Here is a 17,227-nt window from a genome sequence, read left to right on the forward strand (position 1 = left end):
GTGGTGCGGTTCCTTCCAGGTGCCGCGTGGGGCGGGACCGGGGCTGGGGCTCATCCGGCTGCGCTCGCGTTACGGCTGGCGTGGAGGACGTGCTGGAGGACCTCGATCGTGCGGGCTTCCAGGTCGACCCCGAGTTCGTCATTGCGGGTGGTGAGCCGGTCGATAGCGGCTTCGACTCCCTTCATGTCGCCGGCCTGGTGCTCTGCGAGGATGAGGTCGCACCACAGAAGTTCAGACTCGGGGGCGGCGAGGAGCCCCTTGGCTGCGGCGTTCTTGGCGCCTTGCGAGTCGTGAGCCGCCAGGCAAGATTCGGCGAGGGAATGCGCCACGTCCACAACCGTGGAGATCATTTCCTGGCGGAGGTACTCCGCCCAGACGTAGCGGCGCGGGTTCACACCGGCGAAGGGCTGTCCCTGTACGAGGTCGAGCGCGCGCCACAGCTTGTCCCGGCCCGCAGCGCCTGCGTTCAACCCTTGGATGGCCAGTGACCTGAACTGGCTCCAGTCGCTGGTGATGCTGTCGGCCAGTGCATAGCGTCCCGATTCGGCGACCAGAGGCAAGTAAGGATTGCCGTCGGGATCGGTTCCCAACCACCTGCGGAGCCGTGAGATCTGGCTGTTGCGGGTCGCGGCGTCGGTGCGGCGGCCTGGCCAGATCGCTTCGGTGAGCATGTGGTGATCACAGCCGGGATGCAGCACCAAGTAGGCCGCGATTTCGGTGAGGCTGGCCCGGCGGGTTCCGCCGTCGCCGTCGGCTCCGACGATCGTCACGGGGCCGAGCACCTTGACCCGAGGCGCGCGATGCGGCTGTGGGGATTGAACGGCGTCGGCGGGCGGTGGGGAGGTCGTGTCGTCGGTGGACGGGAGCGGAGCCGGTGTCGTCGTGAGGCCAGCACCGGAAGTGTCCTGCGCACGGCCGTTCTCAGGCGCCTCGGGAGGGCCGTTGCCGTTTTGTGCAGGGAATCCGCCTGCTGGCTGGGGTGCGGCGCCGTCGCGGGGGTCGAGCCTGTCCATGAGTTGCAGAGCAGCAGCTGCGGTGAGATGGAATTTGTGCTGAAGCATCGGCAGCGTCCTGGCACCGCCCTGCGCGACGAATGCGGCGGCCTCCTCGATCATCTTCGGGGTGACATCGTCGGACGGCTCTGCCTCGGGAGGAGCTGGCTGCTCACCCGGTTTCTGACTCGATGACGGTGCGGCGGCCGCGGCGGTTTTCGCCACTGAACTGGGTTCCGCGGCGTCTGCCTCTTCAACGGATGGCTCGCCCGCGGCGGTGGGACGCCAAACGAGCTGATCAGCGGCGAGCGAAACGCTTGCGGGAGTTTCCTTCTGCGGTTCTTCGGTCGGCGGATCCGGTGATGTCGCATCGGGCGCCGGCGGCACATCGTCGGTGCCTGCGGTGTGCAGCACGCCGAGTAGACGCTGGTAGTCGTCCGGCATCAGACGTTGCAGTTTCACGGTGGCCTCGGCCTCAGGGAGGTCGACTTCCTCGTCGTCTTGCAGCCGGAGGTTCCACGCGTCGGCTGTCCCGGGCAGGCAGGCATGCTCGTCGCGGTCATCAGCTGCTGCGACGACTGCGACGACCGATGAACGCTGGTGAGCGAGCTGCTCGATGCGAACTGCGTGGTCTGGGGTGAGGGGATGGCCGATCAGCACGATTTGAGGGGTCCAGGTGTCTCCCGCGACGGCGAGCGTCCGCGCTGCCCGCAGGGAGTCCATCCCAGAGTCGTCCAGGACCTGACCGACAGCAGTGGACAACGCCTCCAGGTCGGGCAGGATGTCGTCGATGTGCGGAACGTGGCGCAGCCGGTCACCTCCGAGGGCTTCGGGCAACTGCTCGGCGAAACCCACGAGATGAACAGCGATGTCGTCGGCCCAGGAACTGGTGGCGAGCTCTACTGCCAGTGCACAGAGCACCGCGGTGGTGATGTTGTCGGCACCGCGCAGGCATAGCGCTCCGATGGACTCCAGATCCAAGAGCACGTGGTTGCCATCGGTGTCGAACCCGGCGGTCACCAGGGCGGGGTACGGAGCCACCGTCTCGTGTGCCGGGTCACCGGCGAGGAGTTCCGTGCTGCTGCTCGGGCACGACCAGCGCAGCAGCGTGTCCTGTGCGGTGAAGGGAGGAACGGGCGGTGACGGCGTGGCCAGCTGCACCTCCAGCCCCGTGGTGGTCAGGCGTGCTGCCGTCAGCTCGGGCACGCTGCGGCCCTCGGTGGCCAGGTTGACGGCCAGACTCCGAAGCGCCCGGTCGAGAAATGCGGCGTCAGTCGGCGACTCGGAAGCCCGCAACTGCTGTTCCAGGTCACTCAAGGGCGGTTCGGGCAAGTTGATCCGTCGCCCCGGGCGCCGTCGCCGCTGCTGAAGAACCCGCTTGACACCGAGTGCCGCCAGGATTCCAGCTGCGGCCAGTGCACTCACCCCAGCGATGGCGACAAAGGGGATTCCCTGGTCTTCATGTTCACCGGCGGAAGGGGGCGCCTGCGAGGCCGGCGCCGAGGGCGATTGCGTCTCGGAGGGGGTGGAAGGTTGTTTCAGCGGCGGGGCTTGCGGAGGCGGGGTGGGAGTGTCCGTGTGTGACGGGCGGTTGGTGCCGGGGGCCTCCGCGGGAGGTGTCTGGCGTGTGGGTGGGGTCAGATTCGGGGACTTGCTGCTCGGTGGTTCGGCAGTTGGTGTCGGGGACGGCGAATTGGGTGCCGTTGGGGGTGACGGCTGGGGGGTGGAGCCATCGCCCGGCTGTGGAATGACGACTCGTTGCCCGGGATGGATCTCATCAGGGTCAGTGATGCGGGGCAGCCCTGACGGCTGATTCATGGCACGGCTGGCAGTGAAGATTTCGGGGTAGCGCTCCCCACGTCCGAGCTCGTGTTCGGCGACCCCCCAGAGTGTGTCGCCGTGTTTGATGGTTCGCGTTTCGGTAGTGCGGTGAGCGGGGTTGTGCGTCGTGGAGGTTGGCTCTGAGGCGGGGGACGCCGATATCGGTGTCGCGGGGGCGCTGAGCGTGACGGCTGGAGAGGCGTGGGCGGGAGTAGCGGCAATGGCGGCTGGTGTCCCGATGCCGAAAGCGATGAGGACGGCGGCGACGAGTTTCGCGGCGACGTGTTGGAGTGATCCCAGCCCGGGCAGGCGGGGGGCGCGGCGGCCACGGAGTTGGGCGCCGAACTCCATCAGCACACTCAGTGCGACGTAAGCCCAGGCGAGCCAGGTGATGACACGGACGCTTCCGACGAATAGCGTGCCGTCATCACGGCGGCGGAGCGCCGTGACCACGCTGTCCAGGTCGGGTGTGGTTTGCGGTACGGGCAGGCCGTTGAGGCTCACCAGCACGAGGGGGATCCCGAAAAGTATGCCGGCCAGCGCGAGGAGGGCCACGACGCCTTGGACGAGTTCCATGAGACGGGCGGCATGTCGACGTCGGGAGGTCACTGTTCAGGTGTCCCTTCCACTCCGGTGAGCAGATCTGCGGTCGCGGTCTGGGTGACGGAGACCGAGCCGATCCCGATCGTTGACAGCAGCGCGGTCGGCTTGGTGACGGTGACGGTGACGCGGATGCGGCGGTCTCCGACCACCTGAACGGAGCCGTCATGGCCTGCATCACGCAGATAGGCGGAGGACGCGCGCACGGCGGCGGCGCGGTCGACGACCAGCCGACTGTCGGAGTAGGCGGTATCTCTGTCGATCTGGCCAGCACCCGCACGGGCGGCTTCTTCGGCCAGATTGGCGGCTTCGCGGCCGGCCCGTAGCTTCGCGCCGCCGTCGTAGACCATGCCTGCCATGAGCAGGAACACGAACGCGAAGATCAAGCCGAGCAGAGTGTAGGACCCCCGGTCTGCGCTGCGGGTTGCACGCGGCGTCGGTCTTTGGTTCATCATCGCCCCCGGAAAGGGTCGATGGGGGAGCGGAAGGAGGCCGATAGCGTGTGCGAACCGGGCATGCCCACAACCACCAGGTCGGACAGCGAAACCGTGCACCGCACCTGGACCAGCACAGAGGCCTGCGTTCCGATGGGGCGGGCGAAACCTGAGGTGTCGACCGACACCTGCGGTTTGCATTGCAGGCCTTCCTGTTGGAGCGCGGCCTGAGCGCTGCTGATGGCGTTCGACCTGGCAGTGGCGGGGTCACGGGCGATAGATGCCTGACGGGCCGCGTCCCGGGCTGCGGCCTCTATCGAGCCTCCAGCGATCATGATGCGGCCAGCTGCGATGATGAGCGCGAGGAACATCAGCAGAACAGGCGCGACGATGACGGCCTCCAGAGTGAGGCTGCCGCGATCGACACCTGGCAAGCTCGCCCTGGCCAGTTCGCGTTGGCGGTGAGAGCGATGGACGAGTACGTGCCCGACGCGCGTGCGGGGGTCTTCGGGTTCCGCCGGCGGGGACGTCCGCCCAGCCTCGTCTGCAACCTGTTCGGCCTCACCGGCGTCGGCGCCGTGCGCTATCCCGTGACGCTTGACCCTCCTGTCCTGGACCAATCGGCCAACCAGGGTTGACCAACGCGATGGCCCCTCAGTTCGCGGGTCCGGGCCCTTACGCTCAACCACCAGGGCCTGCCCCACTTGGGTTCGCCTCGAAACGCCCGGCAGAATTCGTGAACCCACGGGAATCTCCAGTCCAGCGCTCCTTCGGGGCCCGTGCCTCCTGGACGACCGACACGGTCAGGCCGGGCACAAATGACGGCACCTTCCCTGTGACCCGCACGACGATCGTCTGGTCGGCCGTGGTGCTCACCTGGACCTGTGGGGCGATCAGTTGCCCGCCTGCTACTTGCCGGGCGAATGAGTCGGCTGCGCTCTTCCCTTGGCCGAGGGAACCGTTGTGTGCGCGCGCCACACGCAACCCCTCTTGCGCGGTGGCCAAGGCCGCGTTGCGGGCCATGTACCACAACCCGGCCTGGAAACAGACCCCGATCAACAGAAGGAAGAACGGCGCCAATACCGCCATCTGCAAGGTCGCTGCGCCACGGTCCCGAATCACGGTGCGATCCCCTCGACGGGCAAATCTAGTTGATCTTGTTCATGTAGGAGTTGATCTTGGTGACGAGGAACGCGCCGACGGCGGCGGCCGCCACGGCCAAGAAGGCGGCGAGGATGATGATCTCCAAGGTCTCCATTCCGGTGTCCTGTGCACGTGCGTTCTTCGCCCGCTGCCAGCGGTCTTGGACGACGGAGCGGATGTACTGCAGTTCGGCGGGGAGCCGGGGACGCTTGTGGTGCATGTATCTCCTTCGGTCGTAGGGGTTCAGACGGCGGCCATGCGGTACAGCACGGGGAAGGCGAGCAGCAGGAGGAATCCCAGGCCCAGAAGCGCTACTGGGATGACCATGGTGGTGGTGTTGGCGTTGGCGGAACTGCGTGCCTCAGCGAGGTCCTGGTGGCGCATGGATTCCGCCTTTGCCATCAGGGTGTCGAGGATCCGTGCGCCTTCGTTCCCGGCGAGCTGGGCGGTTTCGGCGATGTCGGTCAGCTCATCCACGGCGACCTCTTCACCGAGGTCGGCGAGCCCCTGCCACGGTGGTTCCTGTGCGCGGCGTGCGCGGTCGAGGACGGCCCGGATCCGACGGAACACCCAACTGTCGCTGACGGTCGCGGCCGATTCCAGCGCCTGATTGGGATGAGCCCCTGCGGCACGTTCCAGCGCGACGAAGTCCAGGAAGGAGGTCAGCGCCCGCCTGAACTCCGCTCTTCTTTTGCCGGCGTCCACTCGGACCGCGGCGTCCGGTGCGAAGAACAGGGCCGGGCCGGTCAGGAGAGCGGCGCCTGCCGGGATCACGAACGGCACGCTCATACCGCCGGCCATCGCGGCCATTGTCGGGAGGCTTGGCAGCGCCAACCCGAGCAACAGGCAGCAGAGCTTGTTGAACATGAACCGCTCGGGTGCCTGACCGAGCAGGCTCAGATCGCGGTGGGGCATGGGGAGGCCGGCTGGGCGAGCGACGTGCTGGGTCAGCCAGTGGCCGACTGCCTCGGCGGCGCCGGTGGGGCGTTGACGCATCGCCGGTTCGGTGCTGTCGAGTTGATCAAGGGCGGCCTCCAGTCGCAGCGGGGCTGGACGAAACTCTTGGACGATCATGAAGACGCCGAGACCGGCGAGCGCACCGCCCAGGAAGACCAGCGGGCTCATGTGCTGACCCCCTCGCGCGCTGTGGTGGGTGAAACTGGGGGGCGGGCTGGCTCGGGGCGCAGGGTGAGCAAACGGGGTGTCTTCGGCGGAGTGGCCAGGCGGTGGATCCACCAGAGCCCCGCCGCGTACAGCAATGCCACGACTCCCATGGCGATCTGACCGGCGAAGGTGTCGAAAGGCGCGGAATAGGAGTGCCGGATACTGACGAAAAGGGTGTAGCCAGCCAGGAAGATCAGAATCCAGCGGAGGGTGGTGCGGTGCTGGGCTCGTGAGGCCTCGACTTCGCGTCGTGCGGCGACGTCCTTGGCGACCATCTCCGCCAACTGGGTGAGAACCCGCTTGACGCCTGAACCCCGGCGGGAGGCCGCGAGGATCAGCGCGCCGGCGATGCGGTCCGCAGTCGGATCGGCCAGGTCTTCGGCCCACAGCCGCAGTGCCTGCTCGGTCGGCATATGAGCCCGCAGCCGCCGGGCGAGTGTCTCTACCTCCTGCTGGATCGGGGCGGGCGCCTTGCGGACACTGAGCATCAGGGCGTCCTCAAGCGCGCGGGACGCAGCGAGCACATCGGCGAGTTTGCGGGTCCAGGACTCCAGTGCTTCGAGCCTGGCGATGCGCTGCTGTGCGGGGCGACGCGACAGCAGCCGGGGCGCGGCGATGGTTCCGACACCGGTTGCCAGCGCCGCAATCGGCCACCTCGTCAGCAGCAGCACCAGCAACGCCAGCGCCACAGCCAGCAGCACTTTCCGTCCTTGATCTCGACGGAGAGCCCTGCGCGCGATGGCTCGCGCTCGGGACGGCGGCCGGATGCTCTGATCGCTCGGGAGGAAGGCCGCGAACGCGACGACGCCGCCCGCGGCGATGAACAGGCCTGCGGTGGCGGCGAGTAGACCCGTCATCGAACGCCCCCTTCGCCCCACAGCCCGTCCCGGTAGCTCAGGAACGAGGGGTCGAAGCCAGCCTCGACGAGGACATCCAAGCAGTGGGGTGTGGTGCTGGGCACCGCGCGGCCGCCAGGCCCGGGCACGTAGATGGCGTTGGTGGCAGGCCGCTCGGTCTCGGCGGGTGGGAGCACTTCCAAGATCTCGTTGACGAACCGGGTGTGTGTCCGGCCGTCGCGGCGTAGGTGAACCACCAGATCCACACTCATGCCCACCAGCAGGTGAATTGCCGAAGGCGGCATCGCCAGGCCGCCGCGCAGCGCCAGGATGAGGGCGCGGTTGAAGAAGTCTTCGGCCCGGTCCGCGTGAACGGTGCAGAGGCTGCCCTCGTGGCCTGACTGCATCGCCTCAAGCATGGGGACGATCTCTGTTGAACGGCATTCACCGACGATGATGCGTCGGGGGTTGTGCCGGAGGGCTTGCGGAATGAGGTCGTGCAAAGTGATCGCTCCGGCGCCTTCGCTGTTGGCGGCGCGGCTTTCGAACGGCAGCACATCGTGATGGCGTTCCTCGAGCCGGTGCAGGTACAGCTCGAAGTCGGACTCAAGCGTCGCGATACGTTCGGTGGGGTCAACGCAGCTGGTCAAGGCGCGCAGCAACGTGGTCTTGCCGACGTTGGTGCCCCCGGTGATGACCAGGTTGAGCCGCGCGCGGACAGCCGCCTGCAGGAACTGGCGCAGTCCCTCGTCGATGGTTCCCAGTTGCAGCAGGTGGCTGAGAGTCACGTCGACCAGCCGGTGCCGCCGGATCGAAACGCAGGGACGCGGGGTCACCGACATCACCGCGCTGAGTCGCGCTCCTCCGAGGTCCTCCAGCGCGGTGTTCAGCATCGGGTTCGCAACGGAGAACTCGCGGGCCGTGTTGCCTTTTCGTGCCCACAGTCTGATCTTTTCGACGAGCTCGTCGTCGGTGGCGGCCACAGCGGGCCCGCGGTGCCGTTCACCGTTGGAGTACGACACAACGACGCGGTCACAGCCGTTGATATCGATGTTCTCGACGGTGTCGTCCTCCAGCAGCGGTTGCAGAGGGCCGAGGCCGAACAGTTCGTCGTACACCGCGGACACCAGGCGGGCCCGTGTCGTTGCCGAGAAGACCATGCCGGCGGGAATGAGCCCGTCTTCGGCCCGCCTGCCGACCTCGGTTGCGATCAGAGTCTCGGCTTGGCTGCGGTCTGCGTCAGGATCGATTTGGTCGACGACGGCATGCAGGGCGTCACGGACAGCGGCACGGAACGCTTCTTCGTCCTCCGCAGGGGCAGGCCGCGTTGATACTGGTGACTCGGACGCTTCCGGCGCGGGCGGCGTCGGCCGCCTGTACCAGGGGGTAGAGGAGGTAATCGCGCTGAGGTTGCCCGGCGCGGAAGGCCAACCGCTGAAGTTCGATGTCATACCCGCCCTTTCACATGAGTGCCGCTGACGGGTTGGTGCCGGACCACGGCCCCAGGTGCCAGGCCCGCCCCGTGGGGCGAGCTGGTGCCCGGGTCGGCAGAGATCTGGGCGATGCTGCGCTGCAGCCCCTTCGCCATGATCGCGGACTGGCGCATCAGTGGGGCAGTGGTGAACCCTCGGCGTGCTGGCTCCCCCTGCGTGAGCACCGCTGCGGTCTTGGTGTCCAATGGGACCTGGTCGGTGAAGACGAAGTGGACCCCGAGGCTTCGTTCGACCTCACGCAAGTGAAAGGCGCCCTCGCCGACCAAACACAGGCCCAACGGGGCGCCGTCGCCCAGGGCGTCCCGTAGCCGTTCCAGCCGTGGACGCGCCGCGGCGGCCTGGGCCAAGGACGGCCGCATCACCATCAATACAAGGTCCGCCTGCTGGACGATCGGGAACGGCAGATCAACGCCGACGTGTCCGATGTCAGCGACCACGTCGTTGGGTATTTGCCCCAAGGCTGTGGCGACGCCTTCCCACATCTCTGGTGAGATGTGGTCGCCGCGGAACGGGTCTCGTATCCCCGGGAGCAGGAGCCGGGACCCTGCCTCGTCGAGGGGCACGGTCTGGTTGAGCAGGTCGGTGATGGCGGTCTCGGTGCCTCGACGACTCTGCAGGGCGAGCTGCCACAGGCCGCGGTCGGCGGGGATCTGCCCTTGGAAGTAGCCGGCCAGAAGGTAGCCACCTGTCGGATTGCACTCGGCCAGCAATGCGGGGCGTGGCCAGGCCAAGGTCAAGGCGAAGGCGATGGTGGTCGCGCCGGGAGCGTTTCCGGGGGAAACAACAGCGATCATGACCATGTCACCGGCTCCGCGGGGTGACAAGCAGCGCAATGCGGCCGGCAGCGGCCTGACGCGCGATTCTGGGGCCCGCCTGTGCAGCGACAAGGAGGTCAACGACGACCTTGCCGTCAGCGTCAGCGCGGCCGACCTGGTCGACCGTCGCGGCGACGTTGTCGGACGGTTCGCTGGGGGTGTCGGGCTCAGGCTGCTGGCTGGCGGTGGCCCCGGCCTGGGCCTGTGTGGTCACAACGAGCACGTGGTCTCCAGGCCGCAGGCCGCGCGCCGGTATCTGGCTGGGCGTCAGCGCGACCGGGACGATCTGCTGTCCGTGGGCCGGTGAACGTTGCGCGGTGAGTTCTGACGATGCCAGCAGGGTCCCGTGCTTGAGGTCGGTTGCGGCGATCTTCCCGATCACTTCATCCAGTTGGTGTCCGGGGATGGTCTGGACGCCGGGGTCGACCGACACCATTGAGGTCGCAAGATCGCCCCCGGCGAGCGCGGCACCGACCGGGACATCACGTGCCAGCACGATCACCGACGTGCGGTCCGACAGGGACGTCACGACGGAGTACGCGATGAGGCATCCCAGCCCGATCATCACAACTGCGAGCGCGAGCATCCCCTTGCGCCGGCGGCGCGAGACCCGGGCCGGCTCCCGCGTCAGTGCACGGACACCGTCCTTGTCTGAGAACGTTCCGGTTGTAGGCGCCGACGAGGTCACCCTCCCTGCCACCCGGTGCTCCTTTCATTAGTTGACGGCCTGGCCTTCGGCGACGCGCACCGGGAAGGTGGTCGAAACGGTCAGATCTGGCAGCACACCACTCGCCCCGCCGGTGCCAATCCATCGGGCACTCCACACGATGGAGACCGTGGCGTTGTAGGTGCCACTGCGCTGCCAGGTGACCTTGCAGTCGGTCGACTGGCCGCGGGCGGGTGCACTGAAGTTGAAGGGGGTCCCTGGGCCCGGGCATTCTGTGGCTGGCATGTCGTTGCCAGGTTTGATGATGAGGCTCTGGGGTGTGGCGGTCACTTGCGCCCAGATGGGGCCATCGGTGGCTCGTTGGGTGATCGGCTGCCACTGTCCAGTGGGGATCCAGAACCAGTGCGGGAGACCGACAAGACCTCCCCTTCCGTCACTGCGCCGTCGTGGTGCCGTCTGAGGGCTCGGCACGGGCGGTTTGAGGAAGGTGTAGGCGCGGCGGGCGAGTGCGCCGGGCGTCTCTCGCGCTGGCGCCCCCGGCCCCGCCTGCTCGCATTGCGTTCCATCATCTGCGTAGCACTCGACGTCGCAATTGGACCCGAAGCCGTCGCAAATGCCCCCTTCTTGTCCTCTGGTGCCTCCATCGGGCGGAGCGGCGCCCGGGTTCGCCCCTCCGCCTCCGGGATCGCCATCGGGGCGGCCTCCGCCAGAACCGGGTTTGCTTCCCCCTCCGCCGGATCCGTCATCTCCCGCACCCCATCCGCCCTTGGAGGGGTCGAAGAACCCGTCAGGGTCGAGCGGCGGCGTTAGTCCTGCCAGCGCAGGGGGCGTCGTGATGGTCATGGTTGTAGCCACGGCCGCAGAGATCAGGAGCAGGAGGCTTGATGACGTTTGACGCTGGAGACCCGCCACTGCCCGTCACCTCCTCGCAGCAACTCAGCGATGAGACCGAAATTCTTCGTCCCTCGTGTTCCCGGAATGATCTGATGGGTGCGGGTGTCGGCGAGTGCGGCGTCATGAGCGTCCTGACAGTCCCACAAGGTGGCTTTGCCGCCTTTGACCTGCACCTTGGTGACATGGACGACGGGCCCCTCGCCCCAGGGTCCGTGATGGTTCTCCTGCGCTTCCACTGCGTTTCGTACCTGAAAGTTCAGGTACGCGCCGGTGGAGTACTGCGCGAGGGTGGTCCGAATCTGCTCGGGTGGCCCCTCGAGGGCCTTCTGGCTCGTGGGCCAGAAGGCTGTGTACGCCGCGGTGGCTGCGTCTTCAGGACTGGCGGGTGACGGGCTGGCTGAGGTTGCGGGAGCTGAGGCGGGCGAACTCGATGAGGGCAACGTGACGTTCGGGGGTTCTGAACCGTTCCCGCACCCCGCGACGATGCTGATGGCGAAGGTCATCCCGAGGCTCAGGGCGCCGGTCAGGCGATGAGATCTCATGTGACTCCTGGGGGGAAGCCTGGTGAACCTGTGACAGACGATGATCGAACTGAACAAGACAACGATATTTTCGTGTTGTCAACCACTTATCAAGAGGTTGTGGGCAGGTTCCTCCTCCCGTTTGAGCGCCCAACCCGCCTCGCGACTGCCCTCTCGCAATAGAGGTGCCTCTCAGCCCTCAGGCGTGACAGGCGACCACCCCGATCCTTGGGATTTCGTCAACGCGGGTTACCGGTAGCGCACGTGTGACCATCTCTGCAGCTCATACCCCCGAAACGTCATGCGCGTGGCGTTTCGTGCGCCGAACTCGGCATCACCCGTCAGGGAGATGACCAGGCCACTCCAGAAGTCCCTGAACAGGTAGGACGCCGGTCGAACTGGTCAGGAAACGGGCTCCGTATGTCACATCGGGAGCCGTTTGGGCCGCAGGTCGGTGGGGCCACGGCAGCCTTCCCGCACGCGGACACGTGACCTGCAGCGGAAGCAGGGGTCACCGTGCCTGGGCGGCAGCAGTTGCACCGGAGTAACGAGGTCAGCGACCCGATCGAGAAGAGGTGGACCGGGAGGCGTCCTGGTTTCCACCAAAAGGGCGTTCCTGGCCCGCGGGCAAGGAAACGCAGGGCCCGCCGGAGCACTAAACCGATGAACAGTTTACCGCCGGTGGCTGTCCCGGCGCGCCGCAGCCGCCGCGAGTTGACTACGGACGGACTCGAGGACCTCGGGCATCGGCTGAACGCCCCAGCGGCCCCGTCAGCAGGACCGGGAAAACAGCTGGCTCTGTCACCTGGCACGAGCAGTGAATACCTCTACCGAGCGAGCCGATCTCGGCTCAATGTGTCCGCGCCCGGAAGGAGATGACGCCCACTCCCTAGCCCTAACCAGCAATAGGGGCCCCGCGTGTTCGCGCGGGGCCCCACACCAACGCGATGACGGCGCTTCCAAACCCCATCGCGCTAGGAGTGCTATGTCCAATGTAACCGGCCAAGCCCGGCCGGTCACGCGGCCAGCTGCGGCTGCCACCGCGCGCCGGCCACAGCGTCTGCATGCCCGCAACCGTGTGACCGTGACATATCGGCAGGCATGGCGCCATGTCGAGCACGCCATTCGAGCGGCCGCCGCGACTACTCGCGTTCGTGACCGCGGCATCTCCGGGGATGTGTGCATCTACGTCTTCGAAACACTGCGGCTGGAGTGCGACCACTGGACCGGCGTTGTACGTGACCGCCGCCGCCGACCATTGTCAGGTCGGCAGATCGCCGACTTGCTGGAGTTGCCGCGTGAAACCACCGCGCGAGCCCTCGCCGTACTCCAGCGCGCAACGGTCAACGGCGGTGCCCTTCTCACCTGCACCGGGGGGTCCTGGCAGCTGCACACGGCCTGGATGAGCAGACCGCCTCAGCGAGGTGAGCGATCGTGGCTGGCAACCGATCGCCCCACCTGGCGGGCGCTGCGCAAAGCAGTACGCGCGCACGATGTCGCCGAGGGAGGCGGCCGCATCTGGCACAAGGCGCTGGGCGCCGCGGTCTGCCTCCGATACACCTGCGCTTTGGCCGAGACGGGATCCCTCGTCCTGCGCCACAGGGGCGGCACCCGAGCACTCAGCGACGCTGATGTTCGTCGCCGGTTCGACCTGGACAACACGGCCTGGCAGATGCGTCGCCAGTTGCTGGAGCGGGCCGGTGTCCTCGGACCCATCCTGGGTGGAATGTCGTTCGGATTTCGTGGATGGGACGCGTTGGAAGGCCTCGCGGGCGTGGTGGACATCGCCGACTACAAGCCGGCTTATCGGCCCCCTCCCACTCAAGGCGTGGGTGCTGCCGAGAGGGAACAACCAGCGCCGCCGCCACGAGCAGCGGATGATGCAGCACCACCTGTGGATAACCCACGGGCCCGAGATCGGGTGGCCCACAGATCCGGGCTCCACACCCCAGGTGCGGCCCACAAATCCCGGGCACGCTCTAAAGGGGATCACGCGCGCGAAGTCTCTGGCTTGCTCTCTTCGTTCGCAAGCCAGAAAGTCCAACCCCACCCGGCCCGCGACGCCCCTGTGGACAACTCGGCCGGACACCATCCTCAGGAAGAGGACGTCACCGAGGAACATTCCACACCTGCTAGTGCAGGCGACCACATCGAACGCCACCATGCAGTGAATGCGATCATCGCGGAGCTTTGCGCGGCACCGGAACTGAACCAAGCTGCTTCCGCGGTCAAACACTCTTTCGGCATCCGCACCCTGGTGAGCCATCTCCACGACGCTGGCTACACCCCGGCGGAGACCCGCCACTTCACCTTCGTCGACACCCCGCTTCCTTGGCCGGACGAGCTGTGCGCTGCCCCCCACCGGGCCCTTGGCGTTCTGGCCTGGCGGCTACGGCAGCTCCGGGAGGCTCGGCCATCGACAAGGGTCTACCGGGCCAGGCGAGACCACGAAATCAGATGCTGGCGAGAGGACCTTGCTGTTCGCAAGCGCCGCAGCGCCGTCGACAAGGAACGCCATCAGCACAACGTGCGCATCTACCTGTCGCTGCCCGAAGTCCAACGGCAATTGATCTGCGCCATCGTGCGTGAAACGGTGGGGCCGGCCTGGAACGGCGCGCCCGCCGAACTCGACGACCTCACTGCATGCCAACGGCGTCACGCGCAGGCATTAGACCTTGCGCTCGCGGCGAAGGCTCCGCGCAAACCGACCTCAGCAGCGGGCTAGCGATGGGATGGCAGTCGAGCCGCTCTGGCATCCCACGGTCGAACGGCCGCCCGCCGGTTTGCTGGGGGGCGCATCGTCTGTGCGGGTCGAACCATCCTTCCTCCTTCCGCCCGGAAGGCCTTCTGTCAGCGGACACTAGACCGGTGTACGCTTTATCTATGGGTAAGCGGCCCACAAACCTCAAAGGAGCAGCATGTTCGTCGAGAGTTTCCTGCGTAACCGTGCCTGCTGCGATGGTCACCGCGTCCGGCAGCATCACTCATCCGGAGGGGCTGGGAAGATCCGGCATGTCGCGGCGAGCGCTTACGGCGCGACGGTCAACTGGGTTCTCGATCGGCGGGATTGCCCGCGGTGCGGGCACCTCTCCGTCGTGAAGTGGGGAATCCTCCCCTCCCCGCCCGGTGCCCCGGTCCTGGAATCGGCGGCACTCTGCCGCGCCTGCTGGGCGAAGACCGGGCGCCTGGACCGGCGGACGTCTATCCGAGCATGCAAGGCCGCGCGGACTGTCGCCGGGTTGTGCGCACTGACGGCACGTTGGCTGGAGGGAGCCATGTCCGAGTGCCCGTCCGGCGGCGACGGCGCCCCCGACCCGGAGACCCTCGAGATAGCAGTGTGGCTGGCCCGAATCAACCGCGGTGGCCTCCTCACCTGCAACTCCCAGCCGTCGTTCGACGGCCCCGGCTGGCAGGGCGTCCATGTAATGCAGCGTGCCTACGTGTCGCTTTACTGCCCGAACGGCCGCAGCGAGGCACTGCGGCAGGCCGCGCAAGCCGAAGGGCTGATCGTGCTCGAAGAGGGCGACCGTCAGGTGGAGATCAGTACCGGTTATCCGCCCCGGGCCGATCGTCCGTCGTGGCTGCCAGCCCGTTTCGTTGACTGGGTCGAGGCCAATCACACCCCGGTGAGGCCGTTTGAGCCGACCTATGCGTCTCCCGCAGCGATGCGCGAACTGGACTCCTGGACCTTCTTCGAGATCGTCGACCCGGAGTGGGAAGGGTTGGGCTCGCCGCTGTGGAGGGTTCTGCTCGGCTTCGTTCAGCCTGCCGGGAAAGGCGCCCTTTGATCACTTTCCTCCGGGAGAGGGAGCCCGTCACGGTCATCGCCCCCCACCGTTACCGGCCTCGTCGGGACGGTGGGGCTGTCGATCGACAGGGGAGAGCCGACTGGGCTGCGGCTATGCGATCTGGACGTCGATGCCCGGTTGCCGGCGGTGGCGTACTCGGGCGGAACCGCGCGCGGTCAGCGGATTCCCGGCGTCTGCGTCCCTGGACGGAGTCCTATCCGTCCTTGCTGCCGGTGGACATCACTCACCCCGAGCTGCAGCCTGCGACCAGCGCGTGGCCGCCGTGCTCGTCGGATTCGACCTTGATGCCGGGACCGCGGTGTTGCCACGCTGTTCAGCGAGTGCACTCGCCGCACCTGGCCAGGCCTTGGACAACCTCGCGGGCAAGCATGACCGCGCCCGCTCGTGCCGTGTGTTCGGGGATCGGTGTCTGGGGGGCCAGCAGGGCGGATGACCAGGCATAACCGGTGTAGTTGACCGTGAAAACGAGATTGCGGAGCCGAACGGTGGCGTGCGCCTTCCCGGTACCTCCGACCTTGTCGTATCCGGAGTAGGCGTCGTCGCCGACATGCTGAACTGCGCGCTGGCGCCGGGGGCTCCACCCGACCTGGTCGCGATCGCGTTTCAGCATGAAGGCTTTGTGCGCCTCGGCGGTCCCGCCTTTGACAGCAAGGGATATCAGCACGTTCCGGGTTTGATAGTCAGGGCCTTGATCGCCAGGCGTGCTGGGTAGTCGCATGTCGCGACCTAGCCGCAGGCATGACCATTTGTTGTCGCCGGTGCGCCATTTGTGGTTTACGCCGTCGGGGGACAGGCGTTGCAGAGCCGCAGCTTTCGGCAACGCACACGGATCATCGATGGTTGTGAAGTCGGTCCTCGTCCGAGGCGCCTCAGACGAGGGTGTGGGCGCGGGGGTCGGGTGCTGCTCGATCACCAGCCGCTCACCAGGTCCGGGATCATTGGCCAGGCAGGCCCCAGCCCCCAATGCGATGACCGTGAACGTGACTGCTAGGGCGGCGAGGGCTGCGGCCCGGGCTCGGGCGGGTCGGCGCTGACGCGGCGCCTCACCCGATGCACCGAAGGCCGGAGGCGGGGTGAGTGGCGGAGGGCCGCTTGCTGTGGGCGGACTGAGCAGATGGCGTTGCGTTGGCGGCTGGCGCCACAATGGCGGGCAGGTGGGGAGAGGCGATGTCCGCTGGGTTTGCTGGGCGTCGTCCACGCGAGCTCCGAGTCCCGTCACCGCTGATGTGCGGCACGTCATTTGGGGCTGTTTGATCGGCTACTTCACAGAGGTGCCGTCACAGCCGCTTTGGGTGACAGGTCAGTACGGATTTCTTGAACGGCAGCGTCTGCTTCCGCTCAGATCCGCAATCGGGAGGTGTTCACCGAGGACGCCCTGTTCGGGCTCCGCGGGGACACTCCTCACGCGGGTTGACGGGACAGCAGGGGTCACCGGTCCGGCGCCCGCCCGCCGGGGAGAACCGGGCGTGGATCTTCGACTGGAGGCAGGAGCATCTCACCCACCGTGGTTGTGATCCGGTGATGGCCCCGTCCGCTCACCCACTCGTGGTCCGCGGCTGTTCCCGCTCCCGGGGGCGCCGGTGAAAGCGTCTACGTTGCGCTTTGGTCAGGCGGCGGGCCGTGTGCTTCGCAGTTCGGCCTGGATGGTTCCGTCGAACCAGTCGATGGGCCGCCACACCCCCACTGTGATCACAGTGGGGGCGTGGGCTGCGGCGCTGGCGAGTACACGAAGCCACTCTTGTTGCGCCGGTGTCGGGTTGGTCCCGTGGTATCGGTCCCGTTTCAGTTCGATCAACAGGAGGCGGCCGTGCGTGTGCGCCAGGACCAAGTCGGGGAACCCGGCCGGTGACCGGTCGGAGCGGTGTGTCCAGTACATCTTCCATCCGAACCTGTCGCAGCATTCGGCGATGTTGCTGCGCAGGTCGGACTCCTTCATCGCCCGTGCCGCCGCTTTGCGGTAGTCGTCCCCGGACATGGGCTGCTGCCCGCCGGCGTGGCGGGGCGGCCGGCTGCGGGGCGCCGCTCTGCGGGGCATGGG

The 17,227-nt window shown here is 67.2% G+C and carries 17 protein-coding genes; 3 read left to right on the top strand and 14 right to left on the bottom strand.

The annotated features are described in order from the left end of the window. Positions 1-50 precede the first annotated feature (50 nt). Genes ACTWPP_RS28655 through ACTWPP_RS28665 form a run of 3 tightly spaced genes read right to left on the bottom strand, consistent with a single transcriptional unit; the run spans position 51 to position 4,281 of the window. Positions 51-3,389, bottom strand: coding sequence for a hypothetical protein (locus ACTWPP_RS28655; protein ID WP_443107502.1), 3,339 nt, complete (start codon positions 3,387-3,389; stop codon positions 51-53). Between the two features lie 29 nt (positions 3,390-3,418). Then, complete coding sequence (locus ACTWPP_RS28660) at positions 3,419-3,868, bottom strand: pilus assembly protein TadG-related protein (RefSeq protein WP_443107503.1); 450 nt, start codon at positions 3,866-3,868, stop codon at positions 3,419-3,421. Continuing rightward, positions 3,865-4,281 (bottom strand): TadE family protein, encoded by a 417-nt coding sequence (locus ACTWPP_RS28665; protein ID WP_443107504.1) that lies wholly within the window; start codon positions 4,279-4,281, stop codon positions 3,865-3,867. The genes ACTWPP_RS28660 and ACTWPP_RS28665 overlap by 4 nt, the downstream gene beginning before the upstream one ends. Positions 4,282-4,317: 36 nt before the next feature. Between ACTWPP_RS28665 and ACTWPP_RS28670 the strand changes: the two genes are divergently transcribed. After that, entirely contained in the window at positions 4,318-4,485 is a 168-nt protein-coding gene (locus ACTWPP_RS28670; RefSeq protein WP_443107505.1) for a hypothetical protein, read from the top strand. A 43-nt stretch (positions 4,486-4,528) separates the two neighbouring features. On the opposite strand, the gene ACTWPP_RS28675 is transcribed toward ACTWPP_RS28670, so the two are convergent. From ACTWPP_RS28675 to ACTWPP_RS28715, 9 genes are all read right to left on the bottom strand, one after another. Beyond that, on the bottom strand, positions 4,529-4,969 hold the full coding sequence (locus tag ACTWPP_RS28675) for a TadE/TadG family type IV pilus assembly protein (protein ID WP_443107506.1): 441 nt from the start codon (positions 4,967-4,969) through the stop codon (positions 4,529-4,531). Positions 4,970-4,994: 25 nt separating this feature from the next. After that, a complete protein-coding gene (locus ACTWPP_RS28680; protein WP_443107507.1) occupies positions 4,995-5,210 on the bottom strand; it encodes a hypothetical protein in 216 nt (71 codons plus the stop codon). 23 nt (positions 5,211-5,233) lie between these two features. Further along, a complete protein-coding gene (locus tag ACTWPP_RS28685; protein ID WP_443107508.1) occupies positions 5,234-6,115 on the bottom strand; it encodes a type II secretion system F family protein in 882 nt (293 codons plus the stop codon). Continuing rightward, the gene (locus ACTWPP_RS28690) at positions 6,112-7,011 is read right to left on the bottom strand and encodes a type II secretion system F family protein (RefSeq protein WP_443107509.1); all 900 of its coding nucleotides are present in this window, start codon (positions 7,009-7,011) and stop codon (positions 6,112-6,114) included. Before ACTWPP_RS28690 ends, ACTWPP_RS28685 begins: the two co-directional genes overlap by 4 nt. Further along, on the bottom strand, positions 7,008-8,441 hold the full coding sequence (locus ACTWPP_RS28695) for a CpaF family protein (RefSeq protein WP_443107510.1): 1,434 nt from the start codon (positions 8,439-8,441) through the stop codon (positions 7,008-7,010). The genes ACTWPP_RS28690 and ACTWPP_RS28695 overlap by 4 nt, the downstream gene beginning before the upstream one ends. Next, a complete protein-coding gene (locus tag ACTWPP_RS28700; protein WP_443107511.1) occupies positions 8,438-9,283 on the bottom strand; it encodes a hypothetical protein in 846 nt (281 codons plus the stop codon). The genes ACTWPP_RS28695 and ACTWPP_RS28700 overlap by 4 nt, the downstream gene beginning before the upstream one ends. A gap of 1 nt (position 9,284) precedes the next feature. After that, entirely contained in the window at positions 9,285-9,998 is a 714-nt protein-coding gene (locus tag ACTWPP_RS28705) for an SAF domain-containing protein (protein ID WP_443107512.1), read from the bottom strand. Positions 9,999-10,013: 15 nt separating this feature from the next. Beyond that, complete coding sequence (locus ACTWPP_RS28710) at positions 10,014-10,295, bottom strand: hypothetical protein (RefSeq protein WP_443107513.1); 282 nt, start codon at positions 10,293-10,295, stop codon at positions 10,014-10,016. Positions 10,296-10,831: 536 nt separating this feature from the next. Continuing rightward, positions 10,832-11,401, bottom strand: a complete 570-nt coding sequence (locus ACTWPP_RS28715) for a hypothetical protein (protein WP_443107514.1) — start codon at positions 11,399-11,401, stop codon at positions 10,832-10,834. Positions 11,402-12,365: 964 nt separating this feature from the next. Between ACTWPP_RS28715 and ACTWPP_RS28720 the strand changes: the two genes are divergently transcribed. Both ACTWPP_RS28720 and ACTWPP_RS28725 read left to right on the top strand, forming a co-directional pair. Then, positions 12,366-14,105 (top strand): hypothetical protein, encoded by a 1,740-nt coding sequence (locus ACTWPP_RS28720; RefSeq protein ID WP_443107515.1) that lies wholly within the window; start codon positions 12,366-12,368, stop codon positions 14,103-14,105. Positions 14,106-14,298: 193 nt separating this feature from the next. After that, positions 14,299-15,168 carry a DUF6919 domain-containing protein gene (locus ACTWPP_RS28725; protein ID WP_443107516.1) on the top strand — a complete coding sequence of 290 codons (870 nt, stop codon included), beginning with the start codon at positions 14,299-14,301 and terminating at the stop codon, positions 15,166-15,168. A gap of 334 nt (positions 15,169-15,502) precedes the next feature. Here ACTWPP_RS28725 and ACTWPP_RS28730 read toward each other — a convergent pair whose 3' ends face one another. Together ACTWPP_RS28730 and ACTWPP_RS28735 are read right to left on the bottom strand one after the other, a co-directional pair. Further along, positions 15,503-16,102 (bottom strand): hypothetical protein, encoded by a 600-nt coding sequence (locus ACTWPP_RS28730; protein ID WP_443107517.1) that lies wholly within the window; start codon positions 16,100-16,102, stop codon positions 15,503-15,505. A gap of 693 nt (positions 16,103-16,795) precedes the next feature. Further along, positions 16,796-17,224, bottom strand: coding sequence for a hypothetical protein (locus ACTWPP_RS28735; RefSeq protein WP_443107518.1), 429 nt, complete (start codon positions 17,222-17,224; stop codon positions 16,796-16,798). Between the last annotated feature and the right edge of the window lie 3 nt (positions 17,225-17,227).

Source organism: Actinomadura sp. 3N407, from assembly GCF_052245875.1.
Taxonomy (GTDB): domain Bacteria; phylum Actinomycetota; class Actinomycetes; order Streptosporangiales; family Streptosporangiaceae; genus Spirillospora.

Bases quoted from the DNA above. Each gene is read 5' to 3' on its own strand.
- ACTWPP_RS28725 (WP_443107516.1), top strand. From the start codon at position 14,299: ATGTTCGTCGAGAGTTTCCTGCGTAACCGTGCCTGCTGCGATGGTCAC.
- ACTWPP_RS28720 (WP_443107515.1), top strand. From the start codon at position 12,366: ATGTCCAATGTAACCGGCCAAGCCCGGCCGGTCACGCGGCCAGCTGCG.
- ACTWPP_RS28690 (WP_443107509.1), bottom strand. From the start codon at position 7,011: ATGACGGGTCTACTCGCCGCCACCGCAGGCCTGTTCATCGCCGCGGGC.
- ACTWPP_RS28735 (WP_443107518.1), bottom strand. From the start codon at position 17,224: ATGCCCCGCAGAGCGGCGCCCCGCAGCCGGCCGCCCCGCCACGCCGGC.
- ACTWPP_RS28700 (WP_443107511.1), bottom strand. From the start codon at position 9,283: ATGGTCATGATCGCTGTTGTTTCCCCCGGAAACGCTCCCGGCGCGACC.
- ACTWPP_RS28655 (WP_443107502.1), bottom strand. From the start codon at position 3,389: ATGGAACTCGTCCAAGGCGTCGTGGCCCTCCTCGCGCTGGCCGGCATA.
- ACTWPP_RS28685 (WP_443107508.1), bottom strand. From the start codon at position 6,115: ATGAGCCCGCTGGTCTTCCTGGGCGGTGCGCTCGCCGGTCTCGGCGTC.
- ACTWPP_RS28695 (WP_443107510.1), bottom strand. From the start codon at position 8,441: ATGACATCGAACTTCAGCGGTTGGCCTTCCGCGCCGGGCAACCTCAGC.
- ACTWPP_RS28715 (WP_443107514.1), bottom strand. From the start codon at position 11,401: ATGAGATCTCATCGCCTGACCGGCGCCCTGAGCCTCGGGATGACCTTC.
- ACTWPP_RS28670 (WP_443107505.1), top strand. From the start codon at position 4,318: ATGGACGAGTACGTGCCCGACGCGCGTGCGGGGGTCTTCGGGTTCCGC.
- ACTWPP_RS28660 (WP_443107503.1), bottom strand. From the start codon at position 3,868: ATGATGAACCAAAGACCGACGCCGCGTGCAACCCGCAGCGCAGACCGG.
- ACTWPP_RS28680 (WP_443107507.1), bottom strand. From the start codon at position 5,210: ATGCACCACAAGCGTCCCCGGCTCCCCGCCGAACTGCAGTACATCCGC.